This window comes from Pseudomonas sp. W22_MBD1_FP4 (assembly GCF_052113765.1).
GTDB lineage: Bacteria > Pseudomonadota > Gammaproteobacteria > Pseudomonadales > Pseudomonadaceae > Aquipseudomonas > Aquipseudomonas sivasensis.
The window spans coordinates 562,227-580,670 of the sequence record NZ_JBGQOI010000001.1; the positions used below are offsets into that span (position 1 = coordinate 562,227).

Sequence of the window (18,444 nt, forward strand, 5' to 3'; positions counted from 1 at the left end):
TTCTGTGAGGAGCATTGTGATGAGTACTGAAGACAAACGCATACGCGAACTGGCGCATCAGATCTGGGAGTCTGAAGGTAAGCCCCATGGTGAAGATGCGCGCCACTGGGAGATGGCGCGCAAGCTGGCCGAAGCCGAAGCGCTGACGCCGAGTAAACCCAAGGCTGGCGCCAAGCCGAAGGCCGCGCCCAAGCCGCCCGCCAAAGCCAAACCGCCGGCTCCGGTTGCCAGCAAGCCGACACCTCCTGCGGCGAAAAAGCCCTCGGCTCCGAAAAAGCCAAAGCCTTAATCCTATCAACCGCCTGCCGACGCGTTCGGCAGGCGGTTACTTCATCACACTGATTGTGAGCTGAACGTTCGTCAGCCTGGCGGCGTTCGGCCTGAAAAAAGACCCTTGCAGGAGCAACTTGAATGAGCAAACCCGACAAAAACCAAGCGACGCAGGAACATGAACCGTCGCGGATTCGCGAAGGTTTGCCCTTCCCGCTCGGTGCCACCTGGGACGGCCTGGGTGTCAACTTTGCGCTGTTTTCGGCCAACGCCACCAAGGTGGAACTGTGCCTGTTCGACGACGCTGGCGAAGTAGAGCTGGAGCGCATCGAGCTGCCGGAATACACCGACGAAATCTTCCACGGTTACTTGCCCGATGCCCATCCAGGACTGATTTACGGTTATCGGGTATACGGCGCCTACGATCCGGCCAATGGTCATCGTTTCAACCACCACAAATTGCTGATCGACCCCTACGCCAAACAGTTGGTAGGTGAGCTCAAATGGTCCGAAGCGCTGTTCGGCTACACCATCGGCCATCCCGACGACGACCTCAGTTTCGACGAGCGTGACAGCGCGCCGTTCGTGCCTAAGTGCAAGGTCATCGATCCGGCACACACCTGGGGTAACGACCAGCCGGTGCGGGTGCCATGGGACCGTACGATCATTTATGAAACCCACCTGCGCGGCATCAGCATGCGTCACCCCTCGGTGGGTGAATCCGTGCGCGGCACGTGCGCCGGGTTGATGGAAGACGATGTGCTCAAGCACATTCGCCAGTTGGGTATCTCGTCGGTGGAGCTGCTGCCGGTGCACGCCTTCGTCAACGACCAGCACCTGCTGGAAAAAGGCATGACCAACTACTGGGGCTACAACAGCATCGCGTTCTTTGCCCCCGACCCGCGCTACCTGGCCAGCGGCAAGATCGCCGAGTTCAAGGAGATGGTCGCGCACCTGCACGAACAGAAGCTGGAAGTGATCCTCGACGTGGTCTACAACCACACCGCCGAAGGCAACGAGCGCGGTCCGACTCTGTCCATGCGCGGCATCGACAATGCCTCGTACTACCGGTTGATGCCTGACGACAAGCGCTTCTACATCAACGATTCCGGCACCGGTAACACCCTGGACCTGAGTCACCCGTGCGTGCTGCAAATGGTCACTGACTCATTGCGGTACTGGGCCAACGAGATGCATGTCGACGGTTTCCGCTTCGACCTGGCAACGATCCTTGGCCGCTATCGCGATGGTTTCGACGAGCGCCACAGTTTCCTCGTGGCCTGCCGCCAGGACCCGGTACTGCGTCAGCTCAAACTGATCGCCGAGCCTTGGGACTGCGGCCCGGGCGGCTATCAAGTGGGCAATTTCCCACCGGGCTGGGTGGAATGGAACGACCGTTTCCGCGATACCGTGCGCGCATTCTGGAAAGGCGACGACGGCCAGCTCGCGGACTTCGCCGGGCGCATGACCGCCTCGGGCGAGATGTTCAATCATCGCGGTCGCCGCCCGTACAGCTCGGTGAATTTCATCACCGCCCACGACGGTTTCACCCTGCATGATCTCGTGTCGTACAACGACAAGCACAACGAAGACAACGACGAGAACAATCAGGACGGCAGCAACAACAACCTGTCCTGGAACCACGGCGTTGAAGGCCCCACCGACGATCCGGAAATCAACGCGCTGCGCCTGCGCCAGATGCGTAACTTCTTCGCCACCCTGCTGCTGGCCCAAGGTACGCCGATGATCGTCGCCGGTGACGAATTCGCCCGCACTCAGCACGGCAACAACAATGCCTATTGCCAGGACAGCGAGATCGGCTGGGTCAACTGGGAATTGGACGATGACGGCAAGTCGCTGCTCAAGTTCGTTAAACGCTTGATCAAGCTACGCTTGGCCTACCCGATCCTGCGGCGTGGACGCTTCCTGGTGGGCGACTATAACGAAGACATCGGCGTGAAGGACGTAACCTGGCTAGCACCCGATGGCAACGAAATGACCACCGAACAGTGGGAAGACAGCCACGGTCGCTGCCTCGGCATGTTGATGGACGGCCGCGCCCAGGAAACCGGGATTCGTCGCGCCGGTGCCGATGCGACCTTGTTGCTGGTGGTCAACGCGCACCACGACATGGTCAATTTCCGCCTGCCGCCAGTGCCCGAGGGTGAGTTCTGGACCTGCATGCTCGATACCAATGACACCGCAGTACGCGGTCAGGAACGCTTTGATTTTGAACATGAATACGCGGTGACCGGCCGCTCGCTGTTGTTGTTCGAACTGCAGCGCGAAGACGAGGTGTGAGATGGCTTTGCACGGATTCCTTCAAGGCTACCGAGGTTATGCGGACACGCAAGCCCTGGGGGATGCCCTGAAGGCGCTTCAGGAAGAAGGCCTTGACCAACTGCCGCTGCCCGGCAGCGGGCAGACCTTGGCACGCTTCAGTCGCCTGGCCCAGGTCGCCGGGCATGACTTGCGCCTGTGCAAGTTGTTTGAGGGTCATACCGACGCGTTGGCGATCATTGCAGAACTGGACAGCCCCCTGCCGCCCTTGGGTAGCACGTGGGGCATGTGGGCCGCCGAACCGCCGAGTGCCAAGGTACGCGTGCGGCGCGACGGCCATCGACTGATGGTGGACGGTCGTAAAGCCTGGTGTTCCGGCGCGGCCGTGGTCAGCCATGGGTTGCTGACGGCCTGGGATGAAGAAGAGCGGCAGCAACTGGTCGCGGTCGAGATGCAGCAGCCGGGCGTAACTGTGACGAAGGACGGCTGGCAAGCGGTCGGCATGGCGGCGACGGGCAGCGTTGAAGTGCTCTTCGAGGGGGTGCGCGGCATTGCCGTCGGCCACCCCGGTGAGTACCTCACCCGCCCCGGCTTCTGGCAAGGCGGGATTGGTATTGCGGCGTGCTGGTATGGCGCCGCGCAACGCCTGGCGGAAGTCTTGCGTGAGCAATGCGCCAAACGCCCGGAACCCCATGCCCTCGCCCACTTGGGTTCAGTGGACAGTGCGCTGAACGGAGCCGCCTGCGTGCTGCGCGCCAGCGCCGAGCACATCGACCTTGAACCTAAGGCTGATGCCCGAGTGCTGGCCCAGCAGACGCGGGCTTGCATTGAAGACACGGTCGAGCAAGTGATGCACCACGTGGGGCGTGCCGTCGGTGCAGGCCCCTATTGCAAGGACCCGCACTTTGCGCAGTTGATGGCGGATTTGCCGGTGTACCTGCGCCAGAGTCACGCCGAACGTGACTTGGCCGGCCTGGGTGAGCTGATCGCAGGCGAACCCACAGGGAGGTGGCAGTTATGAAACCCAACCCGATTGTCGGCCAAGGCACCCCACTGCATCACTGGCAGGCCTCGCCGCGGATGGCCGAGTTGCCGCAGATCAGCGTCGAACAGTTAGTACCTGAAGGGCATCGCGCCGTGATCATCGCGCCCCATCCGGATGATGAAGTGCTGGGCTGTGGTGGTCTGTTGCAAGGTCTGGCGGCGCTCGGTCGGCCCATACAGCTGATTTCGGTGACCGACGGCAGCGCCAGTCACCCCGGCTCTCGGCGCTGGCCGGTTGAGCGCCTGAGCGTGGTGCGGCCCCAGGAATCAGCGCAAGCCCTGCATCGGCTGGGTTTGCCATTGCACAGTTTGAAATGGCTGCGCGCCGGGTTTACCGACAGCAAGGTAGCGGCGCGAGAGGACGAATTGAGCGCCTTTATCCAACGCTACCTCAAGCCCACGGATGTGCTGTTTACAACCTGGCGAGAAGACGGCCACTGCGACCACGAAGCCGTAGGCCGCGCCAGTGCCAAGGCCGCCCTAGCGGTGGGCGCTACGCTGTACGAGCTGCCGGTGTGGACGTGGCACTGGGCAACCGCCGAAGACAGCCAAGTGCCGTGGCACCGCGCGCGCAAAATCCCTCTGAGCTGCGAGTCGGTGGCCCGTAAGCGCCACGCTATTCACGCGTTCGCCAGCCAATTGGAAGGTGACCCGCAGATCGGCCTGCCCCCGGTGCTCGCGCCCTATGTGGTGGAGCGCTTGCTGCAACCGTTTGAAGTGGTATTCGTATGAGTGTGGCTACGCCGTATTTCGACCAACTGTTCGCCGAAAATGATGACCCTTGGGCGTTTCGTCAACGCTGGTATGAGCGACGCAAACGAGCATTGACCCTTGCAGTGCTGACGCGTCCACGCTATGCCGCCATTTTTGAGCCGGGCTGTGCCAATGGCGAGCTGAGTTTCGAACTGGCGCCTCGCTGTGATCGCCTGCTGTGCTGTGACACCGCCGCCGCCGCCGTCAGCCTGGCGCGCAGCCGTTTGTTGGGGTTCACCCATGCCGAGGTGCAACAGAGCCGCCTGCCGGAACAATGGCCGACCGAGCGCTTCGAGCTGATCGTGCTCAGCGAGCTGTGTTACTACCTCGACGCAGACGATTTAGGTCGCGTGATCGACCGCGCCCTCGCCAGCCTGACCGACGACGGCCAACTGCTGGCGTGCCACTGGCGCGTACGGATTGAAGGCTGTCCGCAGACAGCTGAGCAGGTGCATGCCCTGCTCCATGAACGACTGGCAATGCCGCGCATCGCCAGCTACCACGAACAGGATTTTCTCCTCGACCTGTGGTGCCGCGATGGCACCTCGGTTGCTCGCCATGAGGGCCTGCGATGATCGGCGTTCTGATCCCGGTGCATAACGAACAAGCGCTGTTACCCGACTGCCTGGACGCCGCGTTGATCGCGGCCCGCCACCCTGGCCTGCAAGGCGAAGCGGTGCAGATCCTGCTGGTGCTCGACAGTTGCAGCGATGACAGCGCAGCCATCGTCCAGAGCTACCCGGTGCAGCACTTCGAAGTACAGGCGCGCAATGTTGGGCATGTGCGCGGGCTGGGTGCGCGGCATCTGCTCAATCAGGGCGCACGCTGGATCTCCTGCACCGACGCCGACAGCCGCGTCGCGCCTGATTGGCTGGTAGCGCAGTTGGCGCTGAACGCCGATGCGGTATGCGGCACGGTGACGGTGGACGCGTGGAGCGAGGGCTTCGACCCGGCCGCGCAGATCCGCTACCTCCAGGGCTATCAGGCGCAGGACGGGCATCGGCACATCCACGGCGCCAACCTGGGGGTGAGCGCGGGTGCTTACATTCGCGCAGGCGGCTTCGAACCCTTGGCCTGCCATGAGGACGTGCAATTGGTGCGCAACCTGGAACGCTGTGGCGCCTCTATCGCCTGGAGCAATACCCCGCAGGTGATCACCAGTGCGCGCCTGGAATCCCGCGCCCAAGGCGGGTTTGGCGATTATTTGAAGAGCCTGATGCCGGCGTCGTGAAAAAATCCATATTACAGAATGTAAAAGCGGCGAATCCTTGTCTATGCTGAAGACGCCTTGCTGGTCATTCAGGGTTGAATGGCCACGCACCCATCACGGCGGAGTCTGTGGTGAATAAATAGAGTCGTCCCGTCAACGGGGCACGACCCAGCACCAATCCACAAGGATGTAACGCTCATGAAGTCTGCCTCCCTCAGTGAAGGCCGTCGCGGCCCCGCGCAAATCTGGAACACTGCGCCGCAGCTGGCGCAAATCGCCCCTATCTCTGCGACATCGCTGGTCCCGGCCGGTGCACGGGTGGTGGTCATCGCGCCCCATCCGGGCGATGAAGTGTTGGCGTGCGGCGGCATGCTGCAACTGCTCAGCACCCTTGAATATCCCCTGCAACTGATCTCCATCACCGACGGCAGCGCGAGCCATCCTGGCTCAGACCGGTGGCCGGCCAGCCGCTTAAGCGTCGTGCGGCCCCAGGAAAGCGCCGAAGCGCTGCGTCGCCTGGGCATGCCCATGCATAGCCTGAAATGGATTCGCGGTGGGTTTTGCGACAACGCCCTGTCGGCCCGTGAGCCGCAACTGAGCCAATTCATCGCGCGCTACTTGCAAGCGGGCGATGTGGTGTTCACCACGTGGCGCAACGACGGCAACCCCGACCACGAAGCGGTCGGCCGCGCCAGTGCGAAGGCGTGCAATCTCGTCGGTGCGCAGCTGTATGAACTGCCGATCTGGGCCTGGCACTGGCCCGCGCGCGAGGGTGCAATCATCCCCTGGCAACGGGCGCGCAAGGTGCGCCTGGACACATGGAGCGTTGCGCGCAAACTCCACGCGGTCCATGCCTATGCGAGTCAACTGGTGGGTGACCCGCAGATCGGCCTGGCGCCGATGCTGGCGCAGGTGTTGTTGGATCGCATGCGCGAGCCTTACGAGATCGTCTTCGCATAGCCGCCGACTCGTCCGTACCTGTTATTTCTCACAGTAGCGACGCGAGGGATGTGCGTCTAAGGTTCAAAACGTGCTGCACAGGTGAGGTGCAGTCGAGAAAGCCATGCCAACCCTTTGCATTGGCCGGTGTTTTCGAAGCAGGTAACTCGTATTCCCTGATCCGTATCGCGTTCGTTGTTGCCATGGTCCTTAACCGTGCCTGTCATCAGGCACCGTGGAGTCAGGTCGCATTGAGCGAGGACGGATCATGAGCAAACGACTTCCCCAACGGACCGGCGCCAGCCTGATTATGGCGTCAGCAGCATGGCTGTTGAGCTGTTCAAGCACTGCTCAGGCGTGCACCTTCACCATCACGCCAGGTGACGATGTGGTGACCTGCACCAGCGGCGCGGGGGGCAACCTCATTGATGCGCAAGGTAACAACAGTCTGATATTTCCCTCCGGCAACGGCAGCGTGTTGGGCGTCGGTTATGGCGCGGGCAATGACCTCATCGAGATGAACACCGCGGATGCGGTCATCGGCACCAGTGGGGTCAACATGGGCGATGGCGCGAATATCTTTCGCCTGTTCCAGGGGGCGGTCAACAGTGTGATCTTGCAGGGCTCGGGTGCCGATGTGATGCAAATCAGCGGCGGTACGGCCGGTGGAATTTTCCAGGGCGCCGGATTGGACAAATTCTCCATGAGCGGCGGCACGATCACATCCCTTGCCCAAGGGGATGGCATCGACGACTTCGCCATGAGCGGCGGCACCATCACAGGCGCCTTTGAAGATGGCGACCACGGATTGATGACCGGCGGCAGCATCGGACGCGTCGACATGAAACTCGACAACAACCTGTTTGATATGCGTGGCGGCACCGTTGTCGGCAACTTCGTCACCGGCTTTGGCGACGACACGATCCTGGTATCGGGCACCAGTTTCATTGGCGGTAACCTCAGCGTCAGCGGCGGGGCCGACATCATCGTCATCAAGGGTGGCCGGATTGCCGGGGAAATTCGCATGAGCGCGGGGAATGACCAGTTCGAATGGAACGGCGCGGGCCAACTCGACTCGGCAGTACTGCTGGCCGGCGATAACGACACGGCGTTGCTGAAAAACCTGACCGAAGCCATTGTCGCCCCTACTCCCGTTGTGGACGGCGGAACGGAGAACGATACCCTGACGTTCGACAACAGCCAGGTCAGCACACCGCAACGTTATCAGAACTGGGAAATCGTCAACCTGGACAACAATTCGAGCCTGTCCCTCGGCGGCACCTTCACACTGGGGGATGCCGCTACCGGGACCGGCACCATGAACGTGAATGGCAGCTCGGCATTACGGGTCAGCACAGGGATCATCAATCCGTTTACCGCCGGCCAACTGACGACCCTGAACAACAGCGGCCTGATCGACATGACCACCGGCAGCACCAGCACCGGCGATACCCTGACGGTCAATGGCAACTACAACGCCAGCGGCGGCCAACTCGCGCTGCAAAGTGTATTGGGTGGCGACGGTTCGCCCAGCGACAAACTGGTAATCAGCCAGGGGACCATCCAGGGGAGTACGAGCATTCGCGTCACTAACCTCGGCGGCGCAGGCGCCGCTACGCTGCAAGATGGTATCCAGGTGGTGCAGGCGCTCAACGGCGCCACCGGCAGCGGCACCGCCTTTACCCTTGGCGCGCCGGTGTCTGCCGGCGCGTTCGACTATTACCTGTTCAAGGGCGGCGTCACCGCCGGCACCGCCGAAAACTACTACCTGCGTTCGACCATCCCGGTGGTGCCGCCGAACCCGGTCATTATCGTGCCGTTGCCTGTCCCCATTCCCGATGAACCACCGCTGCCGCCCAACCCTGGGACAGAGCCGATTCCCATCTACCGCCCGGAAGTGCCGCTATACGCCGCGCTGTTTCCCGCCGCCCAGCAAATCGTGCAAGGCATGCTCGGCACCTTTCACCAGCGCATGGGTGACCAGAGCCAGCAACAGCAGACCGGCGCTTTATCGGCCGGGTGGGGTCGGGTCTACGGCAACAGCAGTCGCCAGAGTTTCGCCGGCACGGTGAGCCCGACGCTGGACAGTTCGGTAACGGGCTTCCAGGTGGGCAGCGATCTCTATGCCAGCACCATGGGCGATGGCCAGCAACGCCTGGGGTTTTTCGTCGGCCATAGCCGTTTGCGGGGCACAGTCAAAGGCTTCAACGGCGGCCGGGAGGACAAGAACGCCGGCAAAACCACCTTACGCGGTGACAGCCTGGGCGTGTACTGGACGTTGATCGGCGCCAACCAGGCCTACCTTGACCTGGTGTTAATGGGCACACGCTTCAATGGCAACAACGAGTCGGACCGTGGTGTGAAGATGAAAACCCGCGGGCACAACGTCACAGCCTCCGCCGAGGTCGGCTGGCCGATCCCGGTGACGACCAACTGGGTCGCGGAACCCCAGGCACAAGTGATCGTCAGCAAGACCACGTTGAATAGCCAGAACGACGGGGTTTCCGACGTGTCCTATGACGCCGATACCCACCTGACCACACGCCTGGGAATCCGCCTGCGCGGCGACTACCAAGTGCGTGGCATGCCACTGGTGCCTTATGTACGGGCGAATGTCTGGCACACCCGCGCCGGACAGAACACCGTGACCTTTGCCGATGTCACCGACATCGACACCGAGCAGAAGTCCACCACCCTGGACCTCAGCGTCGGTGCAACGTTGAAGGTCACCCAAGACATCAGCGTTTACAGCGAGGTGGGCTACAACCGCAACCTGGACAGCAACACCTTCAACGGCCGCCAAGGGACGGTTGGCCTGAGAATGGCGTTCTGATCTGGTAGGCAATCGCCAGCCAGATAAACCAGACCGGCATCACATACAGGGCCAGGCGTGTGTCTGGCCGCAACGCCAGCAGGCAGAGCACGAACGCAAGGAAACCCAGGGAAAACCAAGCCATCGGCACACCGCCGGGCATCTTGTAAGTGGACTTGGCGTGCAGGTCCGGGCGTTTTTTACGGTAAGCGATGTACGACGCGAGAATCGTCGACCACGTAAAAATCACCAGGATCGCCGAGACCGTCGACACAATGGTGAAGGCGGTCATCACCTCCGGCACCACAAACAGCAACACCAGGCCGAGCAGCATCAATACCGTGGTGAAGGCCAGGCTGAACAACGGAACGCTGCTGTTGGACAAGCGTCGGAAAACACCTGGTGCATCCCCCAGATCGGCCAACCCGAACAACATGCGGCTGGCGGAAAACACCCCGCTGTTGGCCGAGGACGCCGCCGAGGTGAGTACCACGAAATTGACGATGCCCGCAGCCGCAGGAAACCCCGCCACCAGGAACAGCTCCACAAACGGGCTTTTGCTCGGCGACACCTGCTGCCACGAGGTCACGGCGATGATGCACGCCAGGGCCAGCACGTAGAACAGAATGATGCGCAACGGAATCGAATTGATTGCCTTGGGCAACGTCTTCTCCGGCGCACGGGTTTCGGCCGCGGCGGTGCCGATCAGCTCGGTGCCGGCAAAGGAGAAAATCGCCATCTGGAACCCGGCGAAAAAGCCGAACAGGCCGTTGGGAAACGCCGCCTGTTTGTCCAGCAAATGCGACAGCGATGCAGTGACGCCGGTGGGTGAGACAAACGAGCCAGCGATCAGCACCACGCTCACCCCGATCAGTGTCACCACGGCGATGATCTTGATGATTGCGAACCAGAACTCCACTTCGCCGAACAACCGGACAGTCAGCGCATTCAACGCGAACAACGTTAACAGCATGCCCACCGCCGGCATCCACGCCGGCAGGTCCGGGAACCAGTACTGGAAAAACCCGCCGACCACCACCGCATCCCCCACAACCGCCACGCTCCAGCTCAGCCAGTATGACCAGCCGAGAAAAAACGCGGCGCGCGGCCCCAGGTAGGCGCCGGCAAAGTCGGCAAAGCTCTTGAAGTTGAGATTGGACAGCAGCAGCTCGCCCATGGCGCGCATCACGAAATACACAAACAGCCCGATGATCATGTAGATCAGGATGATCGAGGTGCCGGACAGCGCAATGATCTTGCCGGAGCCCATGAACAGGCCGGTGCCGATCGCACCGCCCATGGCCATCAGCTGGATATGACGGTTGCTCAGGGTGCGTTGCAACGCAGGCTTTTCGCAAAGCCCGGACGTAGTTGTTTTCATCACAAAACCTCTTGTTATGTTTTTGAGTTTTGGCAGAAAAAAGTTGGGCGGTCGTTGTTATTAGGGGGTCAGGCGGTTTTGCTTTCGAAACCGTGCAACACGTTGACGGCATTGATGCCGATCTCATCGACCATGTAGCCCCCTTCCATCACGAACAACGTCGGCACGCCCACGCTGGCGATGATCTCGCCCATGCCGAGGAAGTCTTCGCTGTCGAGGAGGAAGTGGCTGATGGGGTCGTCTTTGAACGTGTCGACGCCGAGGGAAATCACCAGCACTTCAGGGGCGAAGTGTTTGAGCCGCTGGCACGCGTCGGCGAGGGCAATTTTGTAGTGATCCCAGGTGGTGTTTTTCGGCAACGGATAATTCAGGTTGAAGCCCTCCCCTGCACCCTTGCCGCGCTCGCTGTTGGCGCCGGAAAAGTACGGGTAGGACACGGCGGGCTCGCCATGCAGGGAGATGAACAGCACATCCGAGCGGTCGTAGAAAATGTTCTGTGTGCCGTTGCCATGGTGGAAATCCACGTCCAGTACCGCAACGCGTTTGGCGCCTTGAGTGATGGCCTGTTGTGCGGCAATCGCGGCGTTGTTGAGGTAGCAATAACCGCCCATGTATTCGCGGGCGGCATGGTGGCCGGGTGGGCGGCACAGGGCGAAGGCGCTGTTGTGGCCCTCATCGATGAGCGCGAGGCCAGTGAGTGCAATGTCCGCGCTGGTCTTCACCGCCTGCCACGTGGTCGCGGTAATCGGCGAACCGGCGTCCATGGCATAGAACCCCAGCTTGCCGTCGATGAAATCCGGCACCTGTTCATTGGCCAGATCGCGCACCGGCCACACCAGCGGCAGCGCGTCATGGCTGCGGCCGATGGCGGTCCATTCGGCCCATGCGGTTTCAAGGAAGGAGACGTAGCGCTCGCTGTGGGCGTTGACGTAACAGGCGCGGTCAAAGGCGCGAGGCACGATGATATCGCCGAGCCCGACGTGCTGGACGCGGTCACGCACGGTGTCGGCGCGGCTCGGTTGCTCGAACGATGGCTTGAGTACGCCATCCTTTAATTCGGTGCCATGGTGCAAACGGTGGGCATCGCTAAAAACAGTCAGCATGTGTATACATCCGCCAGTAAAAGACAGGGTCTATTTTGTTCTGGCGGTGCGGGGCTTTCTTTGCTTTTAGTTCTTGCGCTGTTAGTTTTATCGGGATTTTTTACCCCTATTACAGGCGAATATGAAAAATAAAACCAAGCAGGTCGTTCTTGACGACACCGATCTCGCCATCCTCGCCTTGCTGCAGGAAGACGCGAGTATTTCCAACGCCCAACTCAGCGAGCGTCTGGCCCTGAGCCTCACGCCGTGCTGGCGCCGCCGCAAGCGTCTGGAAGAAGAAGGCGTGATCAAGGACTACCAGGCCAACCTGGATCGCAAGCTGCTCGGCCTGGACATCATGGCGTTTGTGCATGTGCGCTTTGCCATCCACACCGACCACGCGCCGGACGCCTTTGAAGCGGTGGTCAAGGAACTGCCTCAGGTGCTGTCGTGCCACAAAATCACCGGGGATGCGGATTACCTGTTGCAGGTGCTGGCGGAAGATCTCGACAGCTACAGCGACTTTGTAGAGAGCGTCCTGAGGCGACAATTGGGGATCGCGTCGATCCAGTCGAGCCTGGCGCTGCGCGAAGTGAAAGCGACGAGTCGGGTGGCGATTCCGAAGCGCGATTGAACACCGTCCATAAACGCTCAATAACGGCAGGTGCTGGCGAAAGGCCTGCCATGCAGATGTGAAAAAATCGTTAACTAATTCATCCCTATGGCTTTTTCCTACAGAATCAATCTGTCACACTGATGCGAATAATTATCAACACTTTTATTATTCGCCAGGGAAAGGCACTTAGGGGAGAGCTCGTTCGATGCCTGTGCACCAGCCCGGCGGTAAAGGTTTTACACCCAGTTTGATCGCGTTGGCGGTCTGTCTCGCCACCTCGCACGCGGCCTTCGCCGCCGACGCCGAAGCACCGGTCACCACCCTGGAACTGGGCGCCACCCAAATCTCCGGCGAGCAGCAGTTGGGCGAAACCACTGAGGGCACGCAGTCCTACACCACCGGCGCGATGAAGACCGCGACCAAGTTGCCACTCACCCTGCGTGAAACGCCACAAGCCGTCACCGTGATTACGCGCCAGCGCATGGATGACCAGGCAATGACAAGCATCAACGACGTGGTCAACGCAACGCCCGGGTTGTTCCTGAATTACTCCAACGGACCGGGCCGGCAGTCCTATACCTCGCGCGGTTTCGACATCGACAACCTGATGTATGACGGTATTCCGAGCGGCTATAACGGCGTTTCAGTCGGCGCGCAGCCCAACCTGGCGATGTTCGACCGCGTTGAAGTGGTGCGCGGCGCGACCGGCCTGGTGACCGGCGCGGGCAACCCGTCGGCCGCCATCAACCTGATCCGCAAGCGGCCCCTGGACGAGCAGAAAGTCACCCTGACCGGCGCCGCTGGCAGCTGGGACGACTACCGTGGCGAACTCGACGCCTCCAGCCCGCTCAATGACAGCGGCACCTGGCGCGGCCGGGTGGTCACCTCCTACCGCGACGCCAACAGCTTCATCGACAACGCCGAGGAGTATCACGGCCTGTTCTATGCCGTCACCGAAGCTGACTTGGGTGAAGACACCACCCTGACCCTCGGCTACTCAAACCAGAAGGACAAGACCAATTACTTCTGGGGTTCCTCAATGATCGGTCAGGATGGCCATCACCTCGACCTGCCCCGCTCCTACAACCCCGGCACCGACTGGGAGAACAAGGACCAGGAGATCAACACGGTCTTCGCCGAACTGCGCCAGCAACTGGCCAACGACTGGAAGCTGCAGGTCAACGCCAACTACGCCGAGCAGAAAGCCTTGTTCTCGGGCTCGTATCAATCGCGCTGGGCTGCTGACAAATCACTGGCGCGAACCGTCTACCAGGCCGCCTACGACGAAAACCAGGCTGGCGTCGACGGCTTCGTCAGCGGCCCGTTCCAGGCGTTCGGGCGCACCCATGAGCTGGTGGTCGGTGCCAGCCGCCGCATCTACGACATGACCAGCCACGACTACAGCCCGTACAACACCAATTGGCCGATCACCGCAGGCAAACCGGACTTCGTCCACACCACCGACACCCGTGAAATTACCACCCAGGACGGCTTCTACCTGACCACGCGCCTGAGCCTGGCCGACCCGCTCAAGCTGATCCTCGGCGGGCGCCTGGACTGGTATGACTACGATGCCCATGGCAGCAACAGCGGCGACTACAAAGTCACCCGAAACCTGACGCGCTACGCGGGTTTGATCTACGAGCTGGATGACCATCACTCGGTCTACGTCAGCTACAGCGACATTTTCACGCCGCAGACCGCCAAAGACAGTTCGGCGACCCCGGTCAAGCCGATTGTCGGCAAAAACTACGAGGTCGGCGTTAAAGGCGAATACCTGGGCGGCGCGCTGAATGCCAGCGTCGCACTGTTCCGCGTCGACCAGGAAAATCGTGCCACCAAAGTGACCGTGCAAAACTGCCCGCAGACCGAGTGCTATGAAGCCTCCGGCGAGATTCGCAGCCAGGGTATCGACTTCGAACTGCAAGGCGCCCTCACCGAGAACTGGCAGGTCGGCGGTGGCTACACCTACGCGCGCACCCACACCATCAAGGACGAAGCCAACCCGCAGCTTGTCAACAAGCAGTACGACACCGACACCCCGGAGCACTTGTTCAAACTGACCACCCGCTACAACCTCCAGGGCGCGCTGGAGAAATTCCGGGTGGGCGGCAACATCTCCTGGCAGAGCCGCATGTACAACGACGTCAAGCTGGCTGACGGCAGTACCTACCGCCTGCAACAAGGCGCCTACGCCGTCACCGACTTGATGGCCGGCTACAGGGTCAACGACAACCTGGACCTGCAGCTCAACGCCAACAACATCTTCGACCGCAGCTACTACTCAACCATCGCCAAATCCGTGGACTACGGCGGCGACAGCTACGGCACCCCACGCAACATGATGCTGACGGCCAAATACACCTTCTGATCGTCATCAAGGCTGCCCGCTCGGGCAGCCTTTCCTCCTGGCAGTGGCGCTTAAAGCTCTCTCCCCAACTGCCGATAAGCTTTTGCTTCCCCCGTACCTGCAAAAATCCTGATACCTGCTTTGCTCTGTAGCAGCGCGCCATCGTGGCACGCCGCATGCTTTGTTCCTGGCCACACCACAGGGAGTAAGAGTGAATGCCCGTCCGCACGCGTTTTCTAGAGCACTACCGCAAAGCCGACCGCATCATGCTGGCGTTGATCTGGCTGATGACGCTGTTCTCCGTAGGCCTGGCGTTCTGGCACGACACTTTGATCCAAGCAATCGTAGTCGGTGGCGGCACAAGCCTGCTGCTCACCGCGCTCTACCGCGCCATCGGCGGTACGCGCGTGATGCGCTGCGCACTGGGCGCTGGTCTGATGGTCATGGCCGCGCTGCATATCAACCAGGCACAAGGCGTGATCGAAGCCCACTTCGGAATTTTCGCCCTGCTGGCGGTGCTGACGTTTTACCGCGACTGGCTGCCGATCCTCGTGGCCGCACTCACCATCGCCGTGCACCACGTGGTCTTCCATGCCTTACAGCATCAAGGCTTCCCGGTCTTCGTGATGGAACACCACGGCGGCTGGACCATGGTGTTTGTGCATGCTTTCTACGTGGTGATGGAAACCGTCGCCCTCCTCTACCTCGCCGTGCACAGCCAGGCCGAAGCCGTCGAGAGCCAGGAAATGCTCGAAAAAATGCTCGCTGTCACCACCCAGCTCACCGTGGAAACCGCACAAGGTGAAGGCAAGGCGCATATGTCCCTGGCCAAGCGCTTCGACCACTTCCTGCAACAGATCACCGGGCTCATTGACGGCGTCTCCCGCGACTCCCACGGCCTCGGCCAACTCGGACAAGAACTGGCCCACGCCAGCGGCACCCTGGAAAAAGGCGCACGCCACCAACTGGCCGAAATCGCACAAATGACTGACTCCATGCAGCGCATGGAACACGCCATGGGCAACATTACGGTGCACGTCGAGGAAGCGGTCGCGCACGCCGACGTCGCCAGCCAACAAATTCTGCGCGGCCAGGAAAGCGTCGGCCGCGCCCAACACGAAATCACCCAACTGGCCACACGCCTCACCGACACCCACCAGACCGTTCAAGGCTTGGCCGTGCAAGCCGAACAGATCGGCTCGGTGCTCGACGTCATCAGCAGCATCGCCAACCAAACCAACCTCCTCGCCCTCAACGCCGCCATCGAAGCCGCCCGCGCCGGTGAACAAGGCCGCGGCTTCGCCGTCGTCGCCGACGAAGTGCGCAACCTGGCGCAACGCACAGCGGTTTCCACCCAGGAAATCAAAACCATCATCGAAGGCTTACAGCAAGGCAGCCGCGAAGCCGTCGAAGCCATGCAGGACAGCCGCCACGGCGTAGAACGTTGCGTGGAAGACAGCCAGGTCGCGGTGCAAATGCTAAAGGCAGTAGGCAATGACATCACCCAAATCGATGCGCTGAACGGGCGGATCGTCAGCACTACGCGGGAACAGACCTCAGCAAACCTGGAGATCGTCGGGCGCTTGCAGTCGGTGCAGGGCATCGCGCAGAGCACGGCACAGGATGTAGAGATGCTGGCCAGGAGCAGCGAACAACTGCCGCCGATTGCGGTGCGGTTAGACGCGTTGGGGCGCCGGTTTCATCCGTGAGGTGGTGATCTTCGAAAGGCCTCGGCGTGGTGTTGATCGCGCGCTTGGGCCTATTTGAAATACGTCGTGAGAGATAACTTCAGGCCAATAGCAGCGGTTCGAGTTCCGCCGTTTGCGTACCCAGTTCTAAACAGAGAATACGAGGTCGAGAAGCTATACAGGTCGTTCTGATGGGAGTGCTTGTGCTGATTGTTGACCGTAATGCTGAGTGTGGCTCAACTCAAGTGGTCCTCAATTCATAGACGCAATCTCAATAAACTCGTCAAACCTTAAAGTTACCTATTTGCTGCTGTAGCACGGCTCCGAGCTCGGCCAAGTTAGTACTCGAACGGGCAGTTCGCTCGCACGATAAAGCTGAATCATCCGCAATATTGCGAACCGACGTAACACTCCGGTTAATTTCTTCCGCGACGCAACTTTGTTCCTCACCTGCAGTAGCGATTTGTCTGACCATCTGCTGGATGTTGTCAATCATCTCCACGATGGTTTCAACCGAGCCCCCAGTGTTTGAAACCTGTATTACAGTTTCATCCGTCAAACCGCGGCACACTTCCATCATCCCAGCAGCTTCTTCGGCTATTTTTTGCAGATTGGCAGTCAGCGCTCCAATTTCCAGGGTTGCGCCCTGAGTTCGTTTGGCGAGCGTTCTCACCTCATCGGCCACCACCGCAAATCCTCGACCAGCATCGCCCGCCCTAGCAGCCTCAATAGCGGCATTTAACGCCAACAAGTTGGTTTGATCGGCGACAGACGTTATGACCTGCAATACCCCGCCTATATTCAGGCTCTCTATCCTGAGTTGTGCCATGGCTGCGGCAGATTTTGATACTTCAGATGCGAGACGTTTTATTTGGGTTATTGCTTCTTTTGCCATGGTTCCGCCGGTCTGCGCTTGGAGGTTAGCGGAGAGCGCCGCATGGGCTGCTTCCTCAGAGTTGCGTGCAACTTCGAGGGTGGTTGCTACCATTTCGTGAATCGCAGTGGCGACTTGGTCGATTTCAGTTCTCTGATTACCAACCCCGATGCGGGTCTGCTCTGTCGCTGCGGAAAGGTCAACGGCTGCATCAGAAATTACGCCCGATGACGTATTAACCTGACTAATAAGCAGGCTCAGGCGTGACTGCATTTCACCCAAGGAGGAGAGCACACTGCCGGCCGCTGACATTTTCGCTTCAAGAATCGGGCGCAAGTCACCACTGGCAACGCGCTGAGCGATGGTGGACAAGACAGTTGGCTCTGCACCAAGAGCACGTGATAAGCCACGAACTATTAGAGTAGTCAGCACTACCCCGATGACAATTGCTACTGCGCAGAAAAACATCAGAAGATTACGGGTGTCTTTATAATCGTTCTGCGCTTCACTAATGCTAGCCAGCGCTAGACCTGAGTTAAAACTCTTGTAAGTTGTAACGCTAGCCACCAGTTTCTTTAGGAGTGGCAAGCATTGGTTGTTCATCATATCAATAGCCGCTTTTTCATCGCCAGCAACGGCTAACCGCGTGATTTCCAAAGCAATCGGACCATACGCTTTCTCAATCTCCTCAATGTTAGCAACTAAGCTCCGAGCGTTATTACCATCAGCGGATGGAGGCAATGCAGCGACTCCAGCCACTAACGCTGACAAAATACTTTTAACCTTCTGATGTTCGATATTTACGGTATCGGCCTCAGCCTGTCTGTCAGCTGCCGAGGTAACCAGCACGAGGTTTCGTGCTGAGATCGCACGTTGCTGCGCAGCGAGCAATAGATCATTCATCAGGCCCATGCGCTTATTCAAACCGTCCACATAACTTGAGAAGCGTAGATTTGATCCATTTAAGCTAGTGACAGAAAATGCAGAGATCATAAAAATAATCACTACCATCAAGCCAAAGCTTAACAACAACCTCTTCCGCACCGACAAGGAATTTAACATGCTGACTCTCCGATTTTTTAGTATTCTCACGGCGCAGACAGGGATATGGCGCATTGACACTATGCGGCGCCGGACGGCAGTAA

14 protein-coding genes are annotated in these 18,444 nt (G+C 60.0%); 11 read left to right on the plus strand and 3 right to left on the minus strand.

Annotated features, from left to right (window positions below; genetic code table 11):
- The first annotated feature begins 19 nt into the window (after positions 1 to 19).
- The 8 genes from ACEN2T_RS02630 to ACEN2T_RS02665 all read left to right on the plus strand — a co-directional run bounded on the left by ACEN2T_RS02630 (position 20) and on the right by ACEN2T_RS02665 (position 9,329).
- A complete protein-coding gene (locus ACEN2T_RS02630; RefSeq protein WP_095184657.1) occupies positions 20 to 289 on the plus strand; it encodes a DUF2934 domain-containing protein in 270 nt (89 codons plus the stop codon).
- A gap of 122 nt (positions 290 to 411) precedes the next feature.
- Complete coding sequence (glgX, locus tag ACEN2T_RS02635; protein ID WP_032885261.1) at positions 412 to 2,571, plus strand: glycogen debranching protein GlgX; 2,160 nt, start codon at positions 412 to 414, stop codon at positions 2,569 to 2,571.
- A gap of 1 nt (position 2,572) precedes the next feature.
- Positions 2,573 to 3,571 (plus strand): acyl-CoA dehydrogenase family protein, encoded by a 999-nt coding sequence (locus ACEN2T_RS02640; protein WP_442116252.1) that lies wholly within the window; start codon positions 2,573 to 2,575, stop codon positions 3,569 to 3,571.
- Positions 3,568 to 4,326 (plus strand): PIG-L deacetylase family protein, encoded by a 759-nt coding sequence (locus ACEN2T_RS02645; RefSeq protein WP_122753467.1) that lies wholly within the window; start codon positions 3,568 to 3,570, stop codon positions 4,324 to 4,326. Before ACEN2T_RS02640 ends, ACEN2T_RS02645 begins: the two co-directional genes overlap by 4 nt.
- Positions 4,323 to 4,922: an SAM-dependent methyltransferase gene (locus tag ACEN2T_RS02650; RefSeq protein ID WP_442116253.1), complete on the plus strand. Its 600-nt coding sequence runs from the start codon at positions 4,323 to 4,325 to the stop codon at positions 4,920 to 4,922. Before ACEN2T_RS02645 ends, ACEN2T_RS02650 begins: the two co-directional genes overlap by 4 nt.
- Positions 4,919 to 5,578, plus strand: a complete 660-nt coding sequence (locus tag ACEN2T_RS02655; protein WP_095184653.1) for a glycosyltransferase — start codon at positions 4,919 to 4,921, stop codon at positions 5,576 to 5,578. The genes ACEN2T_RS02650 and ACEN2T_RS02655 overlap by 4 nt, the downstream gene beginning before the upstream one ends.
- A 177-nt stretch (positions 5,579 to 5,755) precedes the next feature.
- A complete protein-coding gene (locus tag ACEN2T_RS02660; RefSeq protein ID WP_442116254.1) occupies positions 5,756 to 6,517 on the plus strand; it encodes a PIG-L deacetylase family protein in 762 nt (253 codons plus the stop codon).
- A 247-nt stretch (positions 6,518 to 6,764) separates the two neighbouring features.
- Positions 6,765 to 9,329 (plus strand): autotransporter family protein, encoded by a 2,565-nt coding sequence (locus ACEN2T_RS02665; RefSeq protein ID WP_442116255.1) that lies wholly within the window; start codon positions 6,765 to 6,767, stop codon positions 9,327 to 9,329.
- Here ACEN2T_RS02665 and ACEN2T_RS02670 read toward each other — a convergent pair.
- Together ACEN2T_RS02670 and ACEN2T_RS02675 are read right to left on the minus strand one after the other, a co-directional pair.
- Positions 9,286 to 10,689 carry an amino acid permease gene (locus tag ACEN2T_RS02670; RefSeq protein WP_122753469.1) on the minus strand — a complete coding sequence of 468 codons (1,404 nt, stop codon included), beginning with the start codon at positions 10,687 to 10,689 and terminating at the stop codon, positions 9,286 to 9,288. The genes ACEN2T_RS02665 and ACEN2T_RS02670 overlap by 44 nt on opposite strands.
- Before the next feature lie 68 nt (positions 10,690 to 10,757).
- Positions 10,758 to 11,792, minus strand: a complete 1,035-nt coding sequence (locus tag ACEN2T_RS02675; protein ID WP_095184652.1) for a histone deacetylase family protein — start codon at positions 11,790 to 11,792, stop codon at positions 10,758 to 10,760.
- Between the two features lie 121 nt (positions 11,793 to 11,913).
- On the opposite strand from ACEN2T_RS02675, the gene ACEN2T_RS02680 reads away from it, so the two are divergent.
- From ACEN2T_RS02680 to ACEN2T_RS02690, 3 genes are all read left to right on the plus strand, one after another.
- Complete coding sequence (locus ACEN2T_RS02680) at positions 11,914 to 12,405, plus strand: Lrp/AsnC family transcriptional regulator (protein WP_260366771.1); 492 nt, start codon at positions 11,914 to 11,916, stop codon at positions 12,403 to 12,405.
- Between the two features lie 187 nt (positions 12,406 to 12,592).
- Positions 12,593 to 14,758, plus strand: a complete 2,166-nt coding sequence (locus ACEN2T_RS02685) for a TonB-dependent siderophore receptor (protein WP_442116256.1) — start codon at positions 12,593 to 12,595, stop codon at positions 14,756 to 14,758.
- A 995-nt stretch (positions 14,759 to 15,753) separates the two neighbouring features.
- On the plus strand, positions 15,754 to 16,446 hold the full coding sequence (locus tag ACEN2T_RS02690; protein ID WP_442116283.1) for a methyl-accepting chemotaxis protein: 693 nt from the start codon (positions 15,754 to 15,756) through the stop codon (positions 16,444 to 16,446).
- 262 nt (positions 16,447 to 16,708) lie between these two features.
- Here the strand turns inward: ACEN2T_RS02690 and ACEN2T_RS02695 are convergent, their stop codons facing one another.
- A complete protein-coding gene (locus ACEN2T_RS02695; protein WP_442116257.1) occupies positions 16,709 to 18,361 on the minus strand; it encodes a methyl-accepting chemotaxis protein in 1,653 nt (550 codons plus the stop codon).
- Positions 18,362 to 18,444 lie beyond the last annotated feature (83 nt).

Excerpts from the sequence above, each read along its gene's own strand:
- ACEN2T_RS02630 (WP_095184657.1), top strand. The coding sequence starts at position 20 with ATGAGTACTGAAGACAAACGCATACGCGAACTGGCGCATCAGATCTGG.
- glgX (WP_032885261.1), top strand. The coding sequence starts at position 412 with ATGAGCAAACCCGACAAAAACCAAGCGACGCAGGAACATGAACCGTCG.
- ACEN2T_RS02640 (WP_442116252.1), top strand. The coding sequence starts at position 2,573 with ATGGCTTTGCACGGATTCCTTCAAGGCTACCGAGGTTATGCGGACACG.
- ACEN2T_RS02645 (WP_122753467.1), top strand. The coding sequence starts at position 3,568 with ATGAAACCCAACCCGATTGTCGGCCAAGGCACCCCACTGCATCACTGG.
- ACEN2T_RS02650 (WP_442116253.1), top strand. The coding sequence starts at position 4,323 with ATGAGTGTGGCTACGCCGTATTTCGACCAACTGTTCGCCGAAAATGAT.
- ACEN2T_RS02655 (WP_095184653.1), top strand. The coding sequence starts at position 4,919 with ATGATCGGCGTTCTGATCCCGGTGCATAACGAACAAGCGCTGTTACCC.
- ACEN2T_RS02660 (WP_442116254.1), top strand. The coding sequence starts at position 5,756 with ATGAAGTCTGCCTCCCTCAGTGAAGGCCGTCGCGGCCCCGCGCAAATC.
- ACEN2T_RS02665 (WP_442116255.1), top strand. The coding sequence starts at position 6,765 with ATGAGCAAACGACTTCCCCAACGGACCGGCGCCAGCCTGATTATGGCG.
- ACEN2T_RS02670 (WP_122753469.1), bottom strand. The coding sequence starts at position 10,689 with ATGAAAACAACTACGTCCGGGCTTTGCGAAAAGCCTGCGTTGCAACGC.
- ACEN2T_RS02675 (WP_095184652.1), bottom strand. The coding sequence starts at position 11,792 with ATGCTGACTGTTTTTAGCGATGCCCACCGTTTGCACCATGGCACCGAA.
- ACEN2T_RS02680 (WP_260366771.1), top strand. The coding sequence starts at position 11,914 with ATGAAAAATAAAACCAAGCAGGTCGTTCTTGACGACACCGATCTCGCC.
- ACEN2T_RS02685 (WP_442116256.1), top strand. The coding sequence starts at position 12,593 with ATGCCTGTGCACCAGCCCGGCGGTAAAGGTTTTACACCCAGTTTGATC.
- ACEN2T_RS02690 (WP_442116283.1), top strand. The coding sequence starts at position 15,754 with ATGGGCAACATTACGGTGCACGTCGAGGAAGCGGTCGCGCACGCCGAC.
- ACEN2T_RS02695 (WP_442116257.1), bottom strand. The coding sequence starts at position 18,361 with ATGTTAAATTCCTTGTCGGTGCGGAAGAGGTTGTTGTTAAGCTTTGGC.